17 protein-coding genes and 1 tRNA gene are annotated in these 20,642 nt (G+C 35.8%); 12 read left to right on the top strand and 6 right to left on the bottom strand.

What is annotated here, in order from left to right; all coding sequences use genetic code 11:
• Window positions 1–563 precede the first annotated feature (563 nt).
• From ACTQ5K_RS15195 to cysK, 3 genes are all read left to right on the top strand, one after another.
• A complete protein-coding gene (locus ACTQ5K_RS15195) occupies window positions 564–1,811 on the top strand; it encodes an MFS transporter (RefSeq protein WP_031535807.1) in 1,248 nt (415 codons plus the stop codon).
• A 235-nt stretch (window positions 1,812–2,046) separates the two neighbouring features.
• Window positions 2,047–2,670 (top strand): lysozyme family protein, encoded by a 624-nt coding sequence (locus tag ACTQ5K_RS15190; RefSeq protein ID WP_031535805.1) that lies wholly within the window; start codon window positions 2,047–2,049, stop codon window positions 2,668–2,670.
• A gap of 13 nt (window positions 2,671–2,683) precedes the next feature.
• Entirely contained in the window at window positions 2,684–3,604 is a 921-nt protein-coding gene (gene cysK, locus ACTQ5K_RS15185) for a cysteine synthase A (RefSeq protein WP_031535803.1), read from the top strand.
• A gap of 138 nt (window positions 3,605–3,742) precedes the next feature.
• Here the strand turns inward: cysK and ACTQ5K_RS15180 are convergent, their stop codons facing one another.
• Window positions 3,743–4,231 carry a DedA family protein gene (locus tag ACTQ5K_RS15180; RefSeq protein ID WP_031535801.1) on the bottom strand — a complete coding sequence of 163 codons (489 nt, stop codon included), beginning with the start codon at window positions 4,229–4,231 and terminating at the stop codon, window positions 3,743–3,745.
• A gap of 607 nt (window positions 4,232–4,838) precedes the next feature.
• Here ACTQ5K_RS15180 and ACTQ5K_RS15175 point away from each other — a divergent pair.
• Together ACTQ5K_RS15175 and ACTQ5K_RS15170 are read left to right on the top strand one after the other, a co-directional pair.
• Complete coding sequence (locus ACTQ5K_RS15175; RefSeq protein WP_031535798.1) at window positions 4,839–5,138, top strand: phasin family protein; 300 nt, start codon at window positions 4,839–4,841, stop codon at window positions 5,136–5,138.
• A gap of 13 nt (window positions 5,139–5,151) precedes the next feature.
• Window positions 5,152–6,810 carry an ABC1 kinase family protein gene (locus ACTQ5K_RS15170; RefSeq protein WP_031535796.1) on the top strand — a complete coding sequence of 553 codons (1,659 nt, stop codon included), beginning with the start codon at window positions 5,152–5,154 and terminating at the stop codon, window positions 6,808–6,810.
• A gap of 131 nt (window positions 6,811–6,941) precedes the next feature.
• Here ACTQ5K_RS15170 and ACTQ5K_RS15165 read toward each other — a convergent pair whose 3' ends face one another.
• Window positions 6,942–9,164 (bottom strand): choice-of-anchor I family protein, encoded by a 2,223-nt coding sequence (locus tag ACTQ5K_RS15165; RefSeq protein WP_035416053.1) that lies wholly within the window; start codon window positions 9,162–9,164, stop codon window positions 6,942–6,944.
• 203 nt (window positions 9,165–9,367) lie between these two features.
• On the opposite strand from ACTQ5K_RS15165, the gene ACTQ5K_RS15160 reads away from it, so the two are divergent.
• The gene (locus ACTQ5K_RS15160) at window positions 9,368–10,510 is read left to right on the top strand and encodes a zinc-dependent alcohol dehydrogenase (protein WP_031535791.1); all 1,143 of its coding nucleotides are present in this window, start codon (window positions 9,368–9,370) and stop codon (window positions 10,508–10,510) included.
• 159 nt (window positions 10,511–10,669) lie between these two features.
• Window positions 10,670–11,092: a NusG domain II-containing protein gene (locus ACTQ5K_RS15155; RefSeq protein WP_031535789.1), complete on the top strand. Its 423-nt coding sequence runs from the start codon at window positions 10,670–10,672 to the stop codon at window positions 11,090–11,092.
• A 78-nt stretch (window positions 11,093–11,170) separates the two neighbouring features.
• On the opposite strand, the gene ACTQ5K_RS15150 is transcribed toward ACTQ5K_RS15155, so the two are convergent.
• From ACTQ5K_RS15150 to ACTQ5K_RS15140, 3 genes are all read right to left on the bottom strand, one after another.
• Complete coding sequence (locus ACTQ5K_RS15150; protein WP_031535787.1) at window positions 11,171–11,506, bottom strand: ArsR/SmtB family transcription factor; 336 nt, start codon at window positions 11,504–11,506, stop codon at window positions 11,171–11,173.
• A gap of 22 nt (window positions 11,507–11,528) precedes the next feature.
• Window positions 11,529–13,277 (bottom strand): SulP family inorganic anion transporter, encoded by a 1,749-nt coding sequence (locus ACTQ5K_RS15145; RefSeq protein ID WP_441994040.1) that lies wholly within the window; start codon window positions 13,275–13,277, stop codon window positions 11,529–11,531.
• A gap of 300 nt (window positions 13,278–13,577) precedes the next feature.
• Window positions 13,578–14,360: a formate/nitrite transporter family protein gene (locus ACTQ5K_RS15140; RefSeq protein WP_031535785.1), complete on the bottom strand. Its 783-nt coding sequence runs from the start codon at window positions 14,358–14,360 to the stop codon at window positions 13,578–13,580.
• 401 nt (window positions 14,361–14,761) lie between these two features.
• On the opposite strand from ACTQ5K_RS15140, the gene ACTQ5K_RS15135 reads away from it, so the two are divergent.
• The gene (locus ACTQ5K_RS15135) at window positions 14,762–16,249 is read left to right on the top strand and encodes an MFS transporter (protein WP_031535784.1); all 1,488 of its coding nucleotides are present in this window, start codon (window positions 14,762–14,764) and stop codon (window positions 16,247–16,249) included.
• A 398-nt stretch (window positions 16,250–16,647) separates the two neighbouring features.
• Window positions 16,648–16,721, top strand: a tRNA-Gly gene (locus tag ACTQ5K_RS15130).
• A 131-nt stretch (window positions 16,722–16,852) separates the two neighbouring features.
• Here the strand turns inward: ACTQ5K_RS15130 and ACTQ5K_RS15125 are convergent.
• Window positions 16,853–17,518 carry a B3/B4 domain-containing protein gene (locus ACTQ5K_RS15125; protein WP_031535783.1) on the bottom strand — a complete coding sequence of 222 codons (666 nt, stop codon included), beginning with the start codon at window positions 17,516–17,518 and terminating at the stop codon, window positions 16,853–16,855.
• A 94-nt stretch (window positions 17,519–17,612) separates the two neighbouring features.
• Between ACTQ5K_RS15125 and queG the strand changes: the two genes are divergently transcribed.
• The 3 genes from queG (at window position 17,613) to trmL (ending at window position 20,401) form a co-directional block, all read left to right on the top strand.
• Window positions 17,613–18,752: a tRNA epoxyqueuosine(34) reductase QueG gene (gene queG, locus ACTQ5K_RS15120; protein ID WP_441994039.1), complete on the top strand. Its 1,140-nt coding sequence runs from the start codon at window positions 17,613–17,615 to the stop codon at window positions 18,750–18,752.
• 216 nt (window positions 18,753–18,968) lie between these two features.
• Window positions 18,969–19,844: an amidase domain-containing protein gene (locus ACTQ5K_RS15115; protein ID WP_031535778.1), complete on the top strand. Its 876-nt coding sequence runs from the start codon at window positions 18,969–18,971 to the stop codon at window positions 19,842–19,844.
• An 80-nt stretch (window positions 19,845–19,924) separates the two neighbouring features.
• A complete protein-coding gene (trmL, locus tag ACTQ5K_RS15110) occupies window positions 19,925–20,401 on the top strand; it encodes a tRNA (uridine(34)/cytosine(34)/5-carboxymethylaminomethyluridine(34)-2'-O)-methyltransferase TrmL (protein ID WP_031535776.1) in 477 nt (158 codons plus the stop codon).
• The last annotated feature ends 241 nt before the right edge of the window (window positions 20,402–20,642 follow it).

The following is a 20,642-nucleotide window of genomic DNA, read 5'->3' as shown; positions in this document are numbered from 1 at the left end:
AAAAAACAAATTTGGCTGAAAAGCGAGTGAGTTTGGCTGAAAAAAACAAATTTAGGCTGAAAAGGGAGTGAGTTTGGCTGAAAAAAACAAATTTAGGCTGAAAAGGGAGTGAGTTTGGCTGAAAAAAACAAATTTAGGCTGAAAAGGGAGTGGTTATGGCTGAAAAAATCAAATTTCAGCTTAAAATAAGTAGGTTTAACAGAATAAATTAATATATACATACTTGTTTTACAAAAATTTTGAATAATAAATGAAAAATACCTCTTCTATACGATTGTATCCAATATTGAGTGTATGCTAAGATTAAATGGAATTTTGTAATGAACGGAGGTTTTCCTTTTGACAGCATCAATGAGATTAAGATTCCCAATTTTCAACGTTAATTAAATACGTGGATGTTCTTCTTATAAGAAGAAATGGGATTCGTCTGTCTATTTATTGGAAACCTGAATATATGGTTAATAATAAGAGGGAAGAATACCATATCTTCGCTCTTTTCTCTACGCCTTAGTAAAGATAGGTAGACTTATTCTAACTAATCAAAATGAATGTGAGGTTTATGAATGAGTACAGTTAATCATAAAGAAAATTGGTATCGGAATATCGTGTTATTTCTTAGTAGCCAGACGATATCTTTGTTTGGATCGTCACTCGTCCAATATGCGATAATGTGGTATATAACGCTAACAACAGAATCTGGTTTAATGATGACAATCTATATTTTATGTGGGTTTCTTCCAACCTTTATTTTATCGCCAATAGCTGGTGTATGGGCAGATCGCTATAACCGGAAACGGCTAATTATGTTATCAGATGGGCTTATTGCTTTTGCTACGTTGGTGTTGGCCATTCTCTTTTTAATAGGATATGATCCAATTTGGCTGCTCTTTGTGATGGCAGCAGTTCGAGCATTTGGAACAGGGATTCAAACACCATCTGTTGGGGCAATATTGCCCCAAATTGTTCCAAAAGATAAGCTGACAAAGGTAAATGGTGTTAATGGGAGCATTCAAGCTATTATTATGTTCATTTCACCGATGGTAAGTGCTGCATTATTAACATTTGCATCTATTGAAACAATCTTTTTCATTGATGTTGTTACAGCAGTGCTTGCGATCATTACCTTGCTTGCCTTTTTAAAGATTCCAGCACATAAAAGGGCAACGGAAACCCAATCGACTAGTTATTTTAGTGATTTTAAAGAAGGACTGAAGTATGTAAATAATCATGCTTTTTTGAAAAAATTCTTTTTCTTTTTTGCGATTTTTTTCGTGCTTATGGCGCCGGCAGCATTCTTGACTCCTTTGCAGGTTACTCGTAGTTTTGGAGAGGATGTCTGGCGATTAACTGCAATAGAAATTGCCTTTTCCATTGGAATGATGATAGGGGGAGGCGTCATTGCATCATGGGGCGGCTTTGAAAATAAAATAAAAACAATGACACTTGCAAGCTGCATGATGGGAGTTTGTACGTTTGCACTTGGGATTATTCCTATGTTTTGGATCTATTTAGTTTTCATGGCCATATTTGGTTTGGCTATGCCAATCTTTAATACGCCAACCACTGTTTTATTGCAGGAAAAAATAGAAGAAGGATTTTTAGGAAGAGTCTTCGGTGTAATGGGAATGATTTCTACTTCTATGATGCCCATTGGAATGCTAATATTCGGTCCAATTGCTGATTTCATGGAAATCGAATGGTTATTAATAGGAACGGGAGTGTTTATCATTATCTTGTCCATTTTCTTAGGAAGAGACAAAGTACTTATGGAGGCAGGAAGGTCTGCTCTTCCGGAATCGCTTCAGAATTAATGGGAATAAAATAAAATTTGAATCCACGAAAAATGATTTAGACTTAGCTAGCGCTTGTTGCATTAGCTAAGTCTTTTTTGCTTTTGTATAACCCAATATAAAGCAATTTTGAAAAAGTTCTTTTTCACAAGGAATGAAATTCACTATTGTTTCTTGTATAATGAATAAATGTATAGGGAACGGTAAAAAATCAGGAAACGTTTAATTGATTTTTAAGCGTCAACGAGGGATAGGAATGAAGAAAAAAAGAAAATCAGCAACGAACACCATTATTATTTTAATAATGGTTATATATTTTGGCTATTTATTTACTAGTAGTACGATTAAACAAAATAATGAACAAAGATTATTGAAGTACTTACCGGATATTTCAAATGAGCTAGAATCAAATGAGTTAAATGCAGAGGAGCTAGCACCAATATTACTTGCAATAATGGATCAAGAAAGTCATGGAAAAGGAAATGATCCGATGCAATCCTCTGAATCAGCAGGCCTGAAAAGAAATGCAATTGAAGACCCTTCAGAAAGTATAAAACAAGGAGTTTTTCATTTTGCTGAAATGTACAAGTATGGCGAGAAAAAAGGGGTCGATCTTGAGGCAATTATCCAGAGCTATAATATGGGACCAGGTTATATTGACTTTATTGTCAGTAACAATCTAGTCGAACATAGTGAGGAATCGGCAAAAAACTATTCGGAATATATGGTGGAACGATCACCAACACTTTATACATGTAATAACGACAAGTTCAATTTTAGATACCCATATTGCTATGGGGACTTTACTTATGCAGAAAAAGTCACAGCTAGGGTAGAAGAAATGAGCAGTATGATTGAAGAATATGCTCGAGAATTATAGGAGGAATATAGAAATGAAGCTTTACAAATCGGTACTTGAATTAATAGGCAATACCCCAATTGTTCAATTAAATAAAATCCCTGAAAAAATTGGGGCGGAAGTGTATATAAAGCTAGAATCTTTTAATCCTGGTGGCAGTGTGAAAGACCGTGCCGCTTTAAATATGATTGAAAATGCAGAAAAAGAAGGCAAGCTTATTCCAGGTAAAAGTACCATTATTGAACCAACATCAGGAAACACAGGGATAGGAATAGCAATGGTAGCTGCAGTGAAAGGATACCGTTGCATTATTACGATGCCAGATAATGCAACAAAAGAGCGAGTGCAGATTTTAAAAGCATATGGGGCAGAGGTTCATTTAACACCGGGAAGCAGACGCATGCAAGGAGCGATTGATGAAGCGAATCGTTTAGCAAGTGATATTGCTGATAGCTTCATTCCAATGCAATTTGAAAATCCGGCCAATGCTGATGCCCATCGTGGAACGACAGCTGTGGAAATTAATGAAGCTTTTGATGGAAAGTTAGATGCACTGGTATTGACTGCTGGCACAGGTGGAACGGTTACAGGAGTCGGCGAAGAATTAAAGAAAATGATTCCTGGTATAAAAATATATGTAGTAGAGCCATTCGGTTCTCCAGTTTTATCAGGTGGAAAACCAGGTCCTCATAAAATTCCAGGAACGGGCCCTGGATTCATTCCTAAGATTCTAAATCGTGATATTTTTGATGAAATATTACTAATTAAAGATCCCGATGCGGAAGTAATGGCAAGACGACTTGCAGCAGAAGAAGGCATTTTTGTAGGTGCATCAGGTGCTTCAAGTGCGCATTTTGCTGTGCAAATCGCAAAAGAACTTCCTCCGACAGCTAAAGTGCTTTGCATAGCACCAGATACGGGGGAACGTTATTTATCATCAGATTTGTTTGTTTAAGCGATATTTAAGTGGGTAGTCCTTGTTGGGCTGCCTTTTATTTTTAGAAAAAGGGAATTTGTGATATTGGAGTTAGGCTGAATATGTATGAATCGTTGAATTATCCATCTACTAAGTCCTAAAAGAATAAGCTCCCGTTTAAAACGGAAGCACTCCAATATAGTAGCCAATAATAGTAAAAAGCAGGCACCAAAGGAAGGAACCGATAGAGGCAAAAAGGATATATTTTGATAGATTCATGCCAGATACACCTGAAAAGTAGGAGGTCAATCTTCTAACGCCGGGTATGAAATTAGCAATGATAATTGTCCATGGACCATATTTATCAAACCATTTTTCCACTCTTTCTAATTTTGCAGGAGTAAGCTTTATCCATTTTCCGTGTGTAAGCAGGAATGGTTTGCCTATTTTTCTTCCTAAAGTGTAATTAATAATCATGGCGCTTAGAGCACCAATAAAGCAAATAATATCTGCAAGAAGAAAATTCATCACGGAAATAGAAGTAAGATAACCTACAAAGGTTAATAATGCTTCATCTGGTATAGGAATACCAAGACCACTTAATGCAAAAAGAGCGAATATGGCAATGTACCCATAGTGGGAAATGAAAGGTATAGATGCACTCATTTATTTACTCCGTTCTTTTTCTGTAAACATTCACTCAGGCAAAGCCTCAAGAGTACGCCTTTCTTATCATACAGGGAAAAGAATAAAATTGGGAGGGCTTTTACTTGAAAAATGTTGGAAAGGTTTGGAGCTAAGACGTTATTTCAGAATAGAGACATTCGGTTCTACATACAATCTTCTTTTTCTTTGGCTGTTTTCGTAAAGTTTGTTGCGATTACCCGCAGCCGGAATACACTTCGCTTTCCGTGGGGCTAAGCTTAAGCCTCCTCAGCTTCGCCTCCGGGGTCTCAGACTGTCTCGCTAATCCCACAGGAGTCTTCTGTATTCCGGCTGCTAATTGTTTCCTATTAATTCTTTTTTCCTATTGAAAAAACAACAATTCTTTAGAAAACAGCCTTTTCTTTTCAAAATTACACCTTCACATATTTGAAAAAGTAACCATTATTTACTTTAATGAGCATATCATAAATATGTTGGCACTATCGTTGAAATTACTCCCGTATGATTTGACTTTACACGTTATTTGGATTACTTTAATCACAAATAGAAAATTGTCTGAGGGAAAATGAAAGATTCTAGAAAAGAAAATAAGGAGGTTTTTTGAAAGATGAGAACAACAATTGAAAAAGCACTTTCCTTAGGTTTAGGTTTAGCGATTGCTGGTAAAGAACAAGTAGAGAAAACAGTAGAAGAGTTAGTGAAAAAAGGAGAAGTAAGCAAAAATGAGTCAAAGGATTTAATCAATCACTTGATTCAAAAGGGAGAGGAAATGAAAGGCCAGCTGGAAACAGTTGCAAAAGAAAAGGTTAATGCTGCATATGCAGAAATGAAGTTAGCCACTTTAGATGATGTGAAGAAATTAGAAAAAAGAATAGAGGCATTAGAAAGAAAAAATCTCGACGAATAAAGTGGGTTTGTAAATGGGTGTAAGTAAACGTATTAGACAGATGAAAAGATATCGGAAAATCACGTCTATTCTCGCTCGAAACGGAATAGGCTTCTTTTCTAATAAAATGGGACTGGAGGAGAAGTTTTTTTTTCATAAAGAACATCCTCCTAAAAGTACGGGACGTCGCATCCGCTTAGTTCTAGAAGAACTTGGAACAACATTTATTAAGCTTGGACAAATTGCCAGCACACGTCCTGACTTAATTCCTCCAGAAATCATTAATGAGCTAAAAGATTTGCAAGATCAAGTACCTCCGTTTACATATGGAGAGGCAGTACGGATTTTGGAAGAAGAATTAGGTGATTCTGTAGATCACCTGTTCAAGCATTTTTCTGAGGATCCTCTAGCCGCAGCGTCCATTGGTCAAGTGCATAAAGCTATCCTTAAGGATGGGACAAATGTTGCTGTAAAGATACAACGTCCTAATATTCATGCAATCATCGAAACTGATTTAGAAATAATAGCTGATTTAGCAAGAATAGCTGAAAATACATGGGCATGGGCGAAGCAATATGGCCTTCGTGAAATAGTCGATGAACTAGCAAAAGGGCTGCTTATTGAACTTAATTATAGTATAGAAGCACGAAATATGGATCGTTTTTTCGAGCAGAATAAATCGTTGGGCTATGTTGTCATTCCCTCTGTCTATTGGGATTATTCCACAAAGAAAGTATTGACGATGGATTATATAGAGGGAATAAAGTTATCTGATCACAATCGCTTAGATGAAGCAGGAATCGATCGTGAATTACTTGCAGAAAGGTTAGCATACACGATATTCTACCAGATTTTAGAAGTCGGTCATTTCCATGCAGATCCTCATCCTGGAAATGTTCTTGCACTCCAGGATGGGAGAATCGTTTTATTAGATTTTGGAATGGTAGGACAACTTTCATCTTATACGAAAAAGAATTTTGCCTCTTTTGTGGTCGCTCTTCGCAATAAAAGCACGAAAGGAATCATCCGCGCTATTTCTGATTTAGGAATGATTCCTGAGAATGTGGATATAAAAAAATTAACGGCGGATGTAGAGGAAATGCGCGATAAATATTATGATATTCCCTTGCAAGATGTAAGCGTTGGGGAAGCAATTAATGATTTATTTTTCATTGCATTCCGTCACAATATCCGAATCCCATCGGAGTTAACGCTTTTAGGTAAGTCATTGATGACAATGGAGGGAGTAGTCGTTGCACTAGATCCTACTTTTAGCGTATTTGATGTGGCTGAACCTTTTGGTAAGAAGCTTTTCTTAGATAAACTTAAGCCTTGGAAAATAATTAAAAGCATTGCGGAAGAGATACCAGAATATTTTGCTTCTCTTAAAGATATTCCGTTAACTGCTAAACAGTTTATGGGAATTCTACGAAAAGGAAAAGTAGAAGTAGAATTTACATCACCACAATTGGAATTATTAATAAAAAAGATGGATCGATTTAGCAACCAGATAGCTTTTAGTATTGTTTTACTTGCTCTAAGTATTGTTATGGTTGGTTTAATTATTGGTGTTGCTCTTAGTGGGGTACAAACAATTCTCTGGAAATTTCCGATTATTGAAATCGGCTTTTCGATTGCGATGCTAATGGTTGCCTGGCTTATTTATTCGATTTTTCGTTCTGGCAGGTTTTAGCTATGAGAACCTTCCCATTTATACTAAATTAAAAAGTGCCAAAGACTCTTTAAAGAGTTTTTGACACTTTTTGTATGGATGAAAGGAAGTATTTCTCTACCTAAACGGATGCCATACGTTTTTCTTAATAGTTATCCTTTTTCATGGCGATAAATAAGAAGATAACTACCTCCACCAAGTATTAATAATAAGGATCCAAACAGTAAGAAGGAATAATTAGTTGTTGCTGTATCAGGTAGTTGGTTTCCTGTTGCTGTAACCTCTAAAGAATCATCTGTAGCGTCATTCCCTTGGGAATCTTCAAGGGAATTTATGGCATCGTCTGCAACATTTTCATTATTCTTACCTGGTCCGACTTCCGAATTTCCCTCATCTTCATCTATTGACTCAGCTGGCACTTCTTCCATATCATTCTCGTCAGGTGTATCTTCTGGTGTTTCATCTTCAGCTACTTGTTTCTCTTTTACAGTAATACTTGCTTCGATTCGATTTTTGGTATCTTTTGTTTCTACTAGTATAGAAGCTGATCCTTCCGCAATTCCAGTTACTAATCCTTCTTCATTTACGGTAGCGACATCTGTATTAGAGCTAGTCCAAATTAGTTCTATACTATCCGTAGTATTCTCTGGGAGAATGGATGCTTCTAACTGGAAGGTCTGTCCAACTTCTATGCTGATAGTTGTTTGATTCAGTTCAATCGACTCGATTGGAAACAAAGGATCAACTTGGTATTCATTAACAGCAACCGTACCACTCACTTCATTCCCAACTAATACCAGTGGTTTCTTAGTGGGACTGTCTTCTACCGGAATAAAGGCAAGGCCTTCTGGACCAACGTCACTACTGATAGCATTTGAAAAATCTCTTGTATTAATATAATTAGTGAATGTTGCATTTGATGGATTTGTAATATTGTACGTCATGACACCACTAATACGTTCTAAGCCAATAAATGCATAAAGATCGTTGCCAATCGTTCCTACTTTTACATCTTCTGGTTCAGGGCCTTTTTTGGCACTTCTTTTTTCAAATACATCATCATCGTTTGACCAGTTGAAATAGTCTGGATATCGCTCTGCTGTAATCTTTTCGAATTCACTTCCACTATCAAATACTAGTTCCATTGTGTCAGCATTCCAAATCGAGAAAGAACGTCCACCTAGAGTATAGATTGCATCGTTTCCGCGGTCTGTCAGTACTTCTAATTTGTCATAATCACCAGAGTTTTTCATCTGTTCAAATGCTGCTTCTGCCTCTTCTTTAGTAAATCCTTTAAATAGAGAAGAATCTAGTTGGATTGAATCTTTGACCTTTTTGAAATCTTCTATGTTAACAAATTCTTCCCATTCTGTTGCATCGCCTTCATTTGCTGTCAATAAATAAGTAGTGCCATCCTTTTCAACTACCTCAATCGAATCTGGCATATACACGCCTAATATTGGTAAGGATTCGATTTCAATTTTATCGTTTCTTGCTGCATCCAAACCATTTTCCGGTAATGAATGATCTTTGAATCCTAATGACTTTACAGAAAGAACTTTGCCTGTTTCTACATTAATTCTTGCAATGGCATTATTTTCTTGGAGAGATATGAATGCTGTTTTGCCATCCGTAGAAAGTCCGATATATTCAGGCTCTAAATCTCGAACTGCATCAGCTAGAGTACCATTGTTCCGGATATGTACATCCGAATCTATTACTGTAGTATCATCAAATAGAATGGTATTTGCTTGTTTCTTTTCATAATTAATAATTGTAACAGAGCCTTTTGGATCAACACCATTTTCTAAGCCTAATCTTGGTTCTCCTTCATTTGCAGATAGAATATACTTGCCGTCTTTTGATATAACGACATTATCAGGCTGAATACCAGCTTCAAATGTATGTAGGATATTCCCCTCATAATCCATGATAACGATACGTCCATTTTTGGAATAATTTTCATCTTGAACTGCTGCTGCGACAATTTGTTTCTCCGTATTAATGTCAATGCTAGTTAAATCCCCATATTGAAAGCTATCACTGTTAAGTAGTTCTGCTATATTAATAGATTTCTCTTTGGACAAATGTTGAAGTGTATTGGATTCTAAAGATGATAAATCTACAATATCAATTGTTTGTTGCTTTCCATTAATAACATAGAATTTATGAATATCTGGGTTGTACTTTACAATTTCCGCTACACCACCATCTTTATCTGATAATCCAGTACTGTAAGAGGCAATTTTACTAACATTGATTGAATCTGAAAAGGTTGCAGCGCTTACAGAAGATGGGGCGGCGATATAGTTAGATAAACCAAGTAAGCATGTAACTGATAAAGCACTAATCATTTTTGTGAATGTATTCTTCATTTTCTCCTCCTCATAAATTGTAGATATTTGTAGTACATACTTTGTATAGTAAAGGGTAATTTTTGGATGGTGATGTCAGAATTGTAATTTTATTGTTTAGAATAGGTAAAGATAATAAGGATTATCCGGAAATATTTGGATGTTTGCTGTGTGCGTTCAGATTGGTATAGGTAAACAATAAAAAAAACAGGAGGAGTGTGCAAATGAAAGCTGTCACTTTTCAAGGAACAAAGGATGTTCAAGTTAAACAAGTGGAAGATGCAAAGCTCCAAAAGAAAGACGATATTGTTGTGCGAATTACCTCAACAGCTATTTGTGGTTCAGATTTACATATATATAAAGGAGCTTTACCAACTGAAAAAGACTATGTAATCGGACATGAGCCAATGGGGATTGTAGAAGAGGTAGGTCCAGAAGTAACAAGAGTTAAAAAAGGAGATCGGGTAGTGCTCCCATTTAATATTGCTTGTGGACATTGTTATTATTGTGAACATGATATGGAAAGCCAGTGTGATAATGCAAATCCTAATAAGGATATTGCCGATACAGGAGCCTATTTTGGTTTCACAGAGCGATATGGTGATTATCAAGGAGGACAAGCTGAATTATTACGTGTCCCATATGGAAATTTTGTGCCCTTTGTTATCCCAGAGTCCTGTGAATTAGAGGATGAAGCCCTGCTATTTATGTCTGATGTGCTTCCAACTGCTTATTGGAGTGTTGAAAATGCGGGGGTAAAGGATGGCGATACAGTTGTTGTATTGGGCTGTGGTCCTGTGGGGTTAATGACCCAAAAATTTGCTTGGATGAAAGGGGCAAAGCGAGTTATTGCCGTTGATAATATTCCTTACCGCCTAAACCATGCCAAAAAAATGAATCAAGTAGAAATTGTTAATTTCGATAATCATGAGGATACAGGTAACTATATCAAGGAATTGTCTTCTGGAGGTGCAGATGTAGTAATAGATTGTGTAGGGATGGACGGAAAGAAAACGCCAATGGAAGCAATCGGGCAAAAATTAAAACTTCAAGGAGGAACACTCAGCGCTATTGAAATTGGTATGAATGCAGTGCGCAAATTCGGAACGATGCAATTAACAGGAGTTTATGGCTCGAAATATAATATGTTTCCATTAGGAACTATTTTTGAGCGCAACATTACAGTTAAAACTGGACAAGCGCCAGTTATTCATTATATGCCAATGTTATTTGATTGGATTACGAATGGGAAAATCGATCCAACGGAAATCATTACACATCGCATTTCTTTAGATGATGCAAGTAATGCCTACCAGATGTTTAATGATCATGAGGATAAAGTGATTAAGGTTATCCTTAAACCATAATTGTGAAAAAGCCATCGAACGAGTTCGGTGGTTTTCACATGTTTAGTCTGCAGCTAAATATATGGCAATTTATCGACGATTTGTCTCTATCCATATGTTTCTACTATAAAAACCTTTATAATATACATGTATATTAGCTGATAGAGAGGGAAGTTTTCGATGAGAAAATACTCTAAGATGATAAAACCCTTTGATATTATAATGGTCGTTATCCTCCTAGTCATTTCATTTGTCCCAATGGCCGTATTTGCGATGAATCAAAGTAAGGAAGAAGAAGGAAATAAAGTCATCGCCATTATTACACAGGACGGCAAAGTCATTCGTGAAGTAGACTTAACTGGACATACGGAAAATGAGCAATTCATGATTAAAGGAAAAGGCAAACAATATAATCTAATTGAAGTGGAGAACGAGCAAATTAGAATTAAAGAAGATAATAGTCCAGACCAGATTGGAGTAAAGATGGGGTGGAAAGGCATACCTGGCCAAACCATTATTTGCTTGCCACATAAAGTGTTAATAGAAATTGTCGCAGAAAAACCAGAAGCGATGGAAGAGGATGGACTAATCTTATCTCATTGATTTTTAACATATTTTCAATCGTATTGTTTTCACTAAAAGAGCATGGAAATTATTTGAAATAAATAATTTCCATGCTCTTTATCCTTTTTCCATTTCCTTTACCTTATCTAAAATAGTAATCGTATCAATTAAATGATTGTTAAAGATTTTTTTTGCAACAGATAGAAGTTCAATGATTGCTGGGTCTCTTAGAGAATAAATGACTCGGTTTCCTTCTTTGTTCCCAATAACAATATTTTTAGTACGGAGGATACTTAATTGCTGTGACACAGCTGAACCTTCCAGCTCTAAAAGCTCGAGAATTTCATTCACACTTTTATCGCCTTGTGCTAGAATTTCTAATATTTTGATTCGTAAAGGATGGGCTAGTGCTTTAAAAAAATCTGCTTTAAATTGTTGAATATCTAGATTCAAATGCTTTCCTCCCTTTCTTCACTTACTTCCATGCTATCACTGTTTTCTTTTTTATTCCCTGTTCTTGTTGATTGGAAAATGTTTCGCATTCATGAAAAGCAAAATGTTTGCAGCCTTCACATTGCTGCTTATTAACATGGAGTAAGCTATAGTCAATCGCATCACCTGTATGCATAAAGAAATGCTTTCCTCCAATTTTTTCATATAAGCCGGTTTTCCGAAGGATGCTTTCTGGTTGAGGATTAATACCACAAATTAAAACCTTGCCATGCTTGGAGAAGCTTTGAATAATATTGGCAAAATATGCCTCTCCAGTTAAATCCATGAATGGAACCTTCCCCATCCGCAAAATTAATATTTCAGGCTTGCGATGAATGGAGCGCAATAAGGTTTGTTCAAATGCTTGGGCAGCCCCAAAAAATAATGGTCCCTCTACATCGAAAATACTGATTTGCGGACAGCCATGTGATCGTTTTTGATCGATTTTTTCTAATTTATTTGAATCACTAGGTAGTACTTGAGATGTTTTCATTATATCACTCATACGTTTAGTAAAGATAATGATAGCTAAAAACAAGCCGATTTCTACTGCTGTTGTTAAGTCAAAAAAGACGGTTAGCAGAAAAGTAACGCTTAAAACAAGGGAATCTCCGGTTTTTGTTTGGAGAATCATACGAAATGATTTCTGTTCACTCATATTCCAAGCTACTACCATTAATAAGGGAGCCATGCTTGCGAGCGGAATTCTGCCTGCAAAAGGTGCAAGAACTAATAAAATGATAAGGACTACAATCCCATGAATGATTCCAGAAAGAGGGGAAACCGCGCCGCTCTTTATATTTGTGGCTGTACGGGCAATGGCGCCAGTAGCTGGAATGCCTCCAAATAAAGGTGCAATCATATTAGCGATTCCTTGTCCGATTAATTCTTTATTACTATTATGCTTGTTGTTTGTCATACCATCTGCCACAACAGCAGATAACAGGGATTCAATGGCACCAAGAATTGCAATAACAAATGCAGGTTGAATTAATAATGTAACCCTGTCCCAAGTTATAGCAGGAAGGTGGAAGGATGGTAATGTATTTGGAATACCACCATATACCGAATCTATAGTCGCAATTTCACTAGGATAAAAAATAGTTGCAATAATGGTAGAAATAACTAACCCCATTAATGGTCCGGGAAGTTTTGGGAATATTTTTGGCGACAAAAGAATGATCACAAGGCAAATAATAGCTGTAAGAATACTATAAGGAGTAACTGTATCGAAATGCTGGAATATTTCTCCCATATTAAGAAGAAAGGCTTCGTGGTTTTCTATATCCTGCAGTCCTAAAAAATTTGGAATCTGGCCAGTGAAAATGATTACTGCGATTCCAGAAGTAAAGCCAATGGTGACAGATCTCGGAATATATTTAATAAGGGAACCAAACCTAAATACGCCAAATAAAACTAAAATAATGCCAGCTAAAAACCCGGCAATTAATAGATTTTCAAAACCATAACTGAGGACGATGCCAAGCACGATAGGGATAAAAGCACCAGTAGGACCGCCAATTTGAAACTTCGATCCTCCAAATAAAGAAATAAGAATTCCGGCGATTATGGTTGTATAAATTCCATATTCAGGATTTACACCAGATGCAATCGCAAAAGCCATCCCTAGAGGAATGGCAATAATACCAACAATGATGCCAGATGTAATATCTTTTCTAAAAGATGCAAACGAGTAATTTTCAAATCGATTATCATTCCAATTCCATTTCATAGTAGCCCTTCTTCTTTTGAATATTTATATATCTGATTATTTGAATATACTATTAGAATTTACGCCTTGTATGGGAAAAAGTCAAAGTGATTTTTGTGAACTTTTTTGTGTGTTTTATGAGGGGGGATTTTTTTAGGGATGGGTTTGGATCATAAATGCGATGGAGGCATTAAATTCAACTATATCACGTACTACTACTCATTAAAAATGTCCTAAATATAAAAATACATATGTACTAATACCATAATGAAGCTAAAAAACCGATACAACAATGGGATGCATCGGTTTTTTGTATTTTCCTTATTCTTCATCCATAAATGGTTTATTTACATAATAGTACATAACGCCCATGAATCCGACTCCGCCTATTAAATTTCCTAATGTTACAGGAATTAAATTGCGAATAATTGCTGGAATCGTAATGGCTGGGTTTTGATCTAGTACATAAGAAATAGAGAATGTTGCCATATTGGCAATGCTATGTTCGTAGCCTGAAATAAAGAAACAGAATACGAATAAAATCATGACAGTAATTTTTGCAATATCTTCTTTTAAAGCCATAGGGATAAAGAAAGCTAAACAGACAAGCCAGTTACATAAAATGCCTCGAAAGAAAAGCTCACTTATGGGTGCTTCCAATTTAGCTTGTGCTGCATGAAGCAAATAGTCATTTACACTAGGAGACTTGAATAACCCCGTTAACAAGATGAAGATGGCAAAGAAAATGGCTCCAATAATGTTACCTGCATAGCTTGTTCCCCAAATTTTAAAGACATCTGACCATCTTATTTTTTTTCTTAATGCTGCATAAGTATAATAAAAGGTGTTCCCTGTAAATAAATCTCCGCCACCATAGGCGATTAGAATAATAGCTGCCCCGAATACTAAAGCTGCCATTGGATAGGCAAGCGGTGATTCCACTGCATAAAAGAAATTACCAGTTTTAAATGCAACAATGACACCAAAGCCAATAAACATACTTGCGACAACGGCACGCATAAAAAAGCGAAACTTACTTTTTTTATAGATTTTTAATTTTTTTAAGGCTAATTTTTCTACTTCGTGAAGTGATGCGCCTTCCATTGTTAATCCTCCTGAATAAGGTTTTCTTGTTTACCACTGTAGTTATGTTTCTTACCCTATTATTATCATGTTGATTCTTTATTAGGTCAATAATATTTTGTGAAAAAAATCACAATAATATTGTTTATTCGAAATTTGTTCACAATTTAATCAACTTTGCAATTATTTCTTTATTATTTCCAAAAGTACCACTTTAAAATATACAAATAATATACAAGACTTTTCTGAAAATACAGTAAATAAGCATTGTTAAAGACAGAAAAAACAGATAAATATCGTATAATATCAACATGGAATAATTTGTCGAAGAATTCATGTTATATTTTCTTACAAATGTATAGACTTTATATTTATTCAATCATAAAATAGAAGATGGAAACTAAAAAGGGAGTGAAGAGCTCATGACTTCAGCATATCGCATTTCGATGCTTGTAAACGATCAGCCGGGAGTTCTGGCTCGTATATCCAGCTTATTTGGAACGCATCATGTAAATATTGAAGATATAAAAACCAAAAATTATAAAAGAGAAGCAACAACAAGAATACAAATTTCTAGCTCTGCAGAAGAGAAGCAAGTACAAACTCTTTTAATAGGATTACAAGGATTAATGGATGTAGTGGAAGTAGATGCAGATGCCATCCATAAATCAGCTTTTCAACAAAAGCTGATTCAAAGTACGGACACGATTCAGGTACTAAGAGAGCAAAAAACTTTAAGCAAAAAAATATCTTACTGGCTCGTAGCCTGCAGTTTGTTTTTAACCTTATTTGGAACGAACATACCAGCTTCTCTTTATTCACTTTATCGTGCGGAATGGGGACTTACGTCTGGGATGATTACCCTTGTGTTTGCCATTTACGCTTTTACTGTTATCCCTGCAATTGTCATTGCCGGACAATTATCTGATCAGATTGGGAAAAAGAAAGTGTTAATCCCAGGAATTTTCTTCTCGCTGATAGGAACCTTTTGTTTTACCATTGCAAATGGTTTGGGAATGCTTCTTCTCGGTCGATTATTCCAAGGTTTGTCTGTTGGTATTTTAAATGGAGTAGCAGTGGCTGCTTTAACCGAACTTGATGAGAAGAAAAATACGAAAAAGACTGCTTTAATATGTGCCCTTGCCGTCACACTCGGCAATGCATTTGGGCCAATTCTCTCCGGATTACTAGGGGATTTTGCTCCAATCCCATTAAGATTATCTTACTATGTGCATTTATTATTTATTATTCCGTGTTTTATCCTACTGTTTTTCCTAAATGAAAATATTAGACCAGGTTTGAAGCCTGTTCAATTAAAGAAGCCATTTGTACCAAAAGAAATCATGAAGCCTTTCCTGTTAGCTTCCCTTACTTCTTTTGTTGCATGGTCGATTATAAGTATGTTTATGTCTTTAATCCCTTCTAATCTGTCTAGTTTTACAACAGTTACTAGTTTAACGATATCAGGAATTGTAGTAGCACTCGGATTAATTGCTGCAGCATTAAATCAAATTTTACTAAAACAACTATCATTAATGAAATTGATTACAATCGGTTATGCCTTTCTTGCAGTGGGACTTGTGCTTCTAGTAATAACAATCTATACACAATCCCTAACATTATTGCTGATTTCAGCCGTACTTATAGGGGGAGGGAATGGACCCGCATATGCTGGAAGCTTAGCACTAGTAAATGAAGTTGCTCCAAGTAAAACAAAAGGAAATATTGTCTCAACTTTCTTTGTTATTACTTATCTTGGCGTGAGTCTTCCAGTAATCGGTCTTGGGTATTTATCACAGGCGTTTGGAGTTGCTGGGGCAGTTACCACATATGTACTAATTATGGGAACTCTCATATTGCTTATTTCCGGATTTGCTTGGAAAGAAAGAAAAACCATTTTTACAAAATAAAGATTGTCCAAAGATCAGTATTCCTTTTTGAAAGGAAGGCTGATCTTTTTTTGGTGAAGGAAAGTAAAAGAAATGTAAAAAATCAAAAAAAGTAATAATAAATATTAGACAGTTGAATACAATGATGATGTAGTATTTTAAAAAATAAGTCTTTGGGAAGGGAATCTGCTTAGATATTTCCATAGTTATCAAATTGGAAGGCCCCATAGACAGAGACGATCTAGGAGGCTAAAGTGAATATTTATAAAAAGACAGTAGATTCCCTGAACCAATGAAAAAATGAATAGATAATGTGATAGATAAAAAAACAAAAAAAATGTCGAAAAGAGGTTGCTTTTTTTACACTATGGCTATATAATAAAAAACGTGTTAAAAATAAGTAAAAAAAATGAATAAATGCGGGTGTAGTTTAATGGTAAAACCTCAGCCTTCCAAGCTGATGTCGTGGGTTCGATTCCCATCACCCGCTCCATACATAAGCTCACAACGCAGTGTTTCGTTTCACTAAGAACGAAGTATTGCGTTTTTTATATTTTACGAGAGAACAAAAAAAATAAACCTAGTGAGGAGAGTATCTAACTTTAGAAACTCTCCTCATTAGGTTTATTCTACAATGGAAAACGAAGCTTCTCCTCCATGAACTTGCACAAACATGTTAAGTAAGGATTCTACCATTTGTTCTGCCTTTTCTCTTTCAATGGATGGGGAAAGATAGACAATTTGAATGGCATTTTTCGTAGATGATTGGACAGGGGCTCTGTCTGAATCGACAAAAGGGCTGCCAAATGGACCTAGTTCATCCTCTGATACAATTAAATTTTCGATTGAATTCATTCTTCCGTTAAGCCCAGCATATTGTTCACCATCTTTTCCAATCCGGATGTTTATAGTACCTTGAAGATTGGCACAATCATAAATACCGATAGGAACAGCATATTGAAGGGAAAAGAAGTTGTTAATATCAATACTGCTATTAATTGGCTGCAAGTAATTTTGTTTTTTGATTCGTCTAAGAAGACTTTCTGCCGAATGACGATAGCGATTTGGATCTTTGCCTGTTTTTTTGAAGATTTGTCTCCATTCCTTTACAGAAGGAATATCGATAATATTACTATCTTCCAAATCAAAAAAAATAGACTCTTGAAAAAGTCGCATGCGTCCCTTAATCATTTGGGGCGTGTCCATTACTTCCATCCCTTGATAGTAAATAAAGCCAATCTTAAAATTAGGAATTAATTGTTTAATCTGTTCTGATATAGAAATATCCAATATATACACCTCCACTATAGTTGTTGTCTATGTTATCCTATATTTTAGCGTAATCTATATAAAAAACCAATGAAAAGAAGGGAGGGAGACATTTATGGATTATCATGCATTAAAGGAAGATATTATAGAATATAGTAAAACAATTGGGATTGATAAAATTGGCTTTACAAGTGCTAGCACCTTTGAAGAAATGAAAGTACGCTTAATAACACAGCAAAAATTAAACTATCAATCTGGGTTTGAAGAGAAGGATATTGAGAAGCGGGTAAACCCCTCCCTTCTATTAGACAAGCCGAAATCGATTATTTCTATCGCTCTTGCTTATCCGTCTAAAATGAAGGAAAGAGTTGTTAGTAAAAAAGGAGAGCGCAGAGGTATTTTTTGTCGTGCTTCCTGGGGAACGGATTATCATATTGTTTTAAAAGATCGCTTGAAGAAGCTTGAGGATTATATACAAGAAAGAATTCCAGATGCGTTGTGTAAATCAATGGTAGATACTGGTGAGTTAGTAGATCGTGCTGTTGCACAACGAGCAGGGATTGGCTGGTCTGGGAAAAACTGTGCCATAATTACGCCGGAGTTCGGTTCATATGTGTATTTAGGTGAAATGATTACAAATCTTCCATTAGAGCCAGATACACCAATGGAAGATCAATGCGGTACATGTAATAAATGCATTGATGTTTGTCCAACAGGTGCCCTTATTCAAGGCGGGCAGTTAAATGCGCAAAGATGCATTGCTTTTCAAACACAGACAAAGGGATTTCTCGCAGAAGAATTTAGAGAAAAGCTCGGTAACCGAATTTATGGCTGTGATACATGCCAAACTGTTTGTCCGAAAAATAAAGGAATGGATTTTCACAATCATCCAGAAATGGAGCCAGATCCAGAAATCGCAAAACCATTGCTTCAGCCCCTCCTTTTTATTAGTAATAAGGAATTTAAAGAAAAATATGGTCATATTTCTGGTTCCTGGCGTGGAAAGAAACCAATTCAGCGTAATGCCATCATTGCACTAGCTCATTTTAAAGAAGAAGGAGCAATTGGTGATTTAATTACGGTGATGAAAAAAGACCCAAGACCAGTCATTAGAGGAACGGCTGCTTGGGCATTAGGAAAAATTGGTGGCGGTGAGTCAATGACTGCCCTACAAACAGCAAATCAACAAGAAGAAGATCAAGAAGTATTACAAGAAATTGAAGATGCGTTACAACGATTATCGCATTCGTTATAAGATTGTGGTGGATGAACGCCACTTTTATGTGTGGGAAGAGGGAAAGTGGTTTTCATCAGGTGGATGAACGTCTTTCGATCAGTATATAAAAACGGTTGTCTTCTAAATTATACAGATATAATAAAAACGAGACAAAAAGAAGGAATCCATCTCCTTCTTTTTTTTGTACAGTTCTCCTTCCTTTAAACATATTTATTAAGGAAGGGAGTAGATACAATGAAACAACAACTAATGGAGCTTATCGAAAAAAGAATGCAGCAGTGCGTGGCGAAAGAAAGAACAAGTATAGAAGACGAAAAATTTGCGCGGAAAAGAGATTGTTTCCATAGAAGGAATGCTGAAATTGTACATGTGAAGGCAAAGGGGAAAGTGGAAGATATTCAGAAAAAGGCGGATGAGACTGAGGAATTGGTTTATACCGTTCATCTTCAATATTTCATTAAGCAAGGAGAACTATTTTTCGTAGAAGAAGAAGTGGAAAATAGAAAGGGGATTTTCTATAAAGGGGTATTAATTGAAGATAAAGAGATTGCTCCTGTCTATCCGGATTATCGAGAAAATCCTTTGTCTGAAGAATTTGGGAACAATACAGAAGGGTGGAGCCGATATTCATATGATCGGTTAAAAGCGGTTCAATATGCGGAAAAATGGTGGAATAGCTATAATCCGAAATATCATCAATTCGAAGTAGATTGCACCAATTATATTTCTCAATGTGTCCATGAAGGGGGTGCTCCGATGCGAGGTTATCCTAATCGCAATAAGGGCTGGTGGATGCAAAACAATAATTGGAGCTATAGTTGGTCAGTGGCCAATGCCTTTCCAAGGTATTTAGAAACCTCTACAACGGGTTTACGTGCCAAACAAGTAAATAATGCTATCGAGCTAAAACTTGGGGATGTCATTTGCTATGATTTCGAAGGTGATGGGAAATATAATCATACGACGATTGTTACAGGGAAGGATGCGAATGGAGAACCGTTAGTAAATGCTCATACGTATAATAGTCGAATGCGCTACTGGAAATACGAAGATTCAACTGCTTATACTCCAAATATTAAATATAAATTTTTTACGATTATAGATGGCTAAAAAACAGGAAATATCCCTTTCGCATTTCATTTAGAGTAAGTGTATAATGGAACGGAAAGTAATAGTTAGAGGTGACAAACTTGGCAATACATATCGTCTTATACCAACCACAAATACCTTCCAATACTGGCAATATAGCTAGAACCTGTGCAGGAACAGACACTATTTTGCATCTAATCCGTCCGTTTGGATTCTCCACTGATGATAAAGCGTTAAAGCGAGCTGGGCTAGATTATTGGGAATTTGTAGAGATCCATTATTATGACTCTTTAGATGAATTTTATGAAAAAAATGAAGGCGGAGCATTTTACTATATTACGAAGTCTGGGGAAACCCCTTATGCCTCTTTTAATTACAGTGATATAAACAAAGATCATTACTTTATATTTGGAAGTGAGACAACAGGTCTTCCGCCAGAACTTATCCAGAATAATGTAGATAGAACGGTTCGAATTCCAATGACAGATAATATTCGTGCTTTTAACCTTTCGAATACTGCGGCAATTCTCATTTATGAGGCATTAAGGCAACAAAATTTTGGGCATTTAAAAAAATAGTACAGAAACAATATCGGAGTGTAAATCGTAATAGATTTATACTCTTTTTACTATAATTGGAATAAAGGAGAATGAACATAACATGGCATTCACCGTATCAAAAGATCTCATCTATTTATTAAGTTTTTTTCTCCTGCTTTTTGGAACAGAAGGATATTTGAGAAAAAAGCTAAAACTATTAAATAAAATGGAAAAAAGGTTCATCGGCTACAAAAATGGTTAGATTTTACGGTGATACCCA

It is taken from the genome of Niallia sp. Sow4_A1 (assembly GCF_052116745.1).
In the GTDB taxonomy this organism is placed as follows: Bacteria; Bacillota; Bacilli; order Bacillales; family Cytobacillaceae; genus Niallia; species Niallia hominis.
Note: the sequence above shows the minus strand (reverse complement) of the source record. Positions and strands in the feature narration are given on the sequence as shown.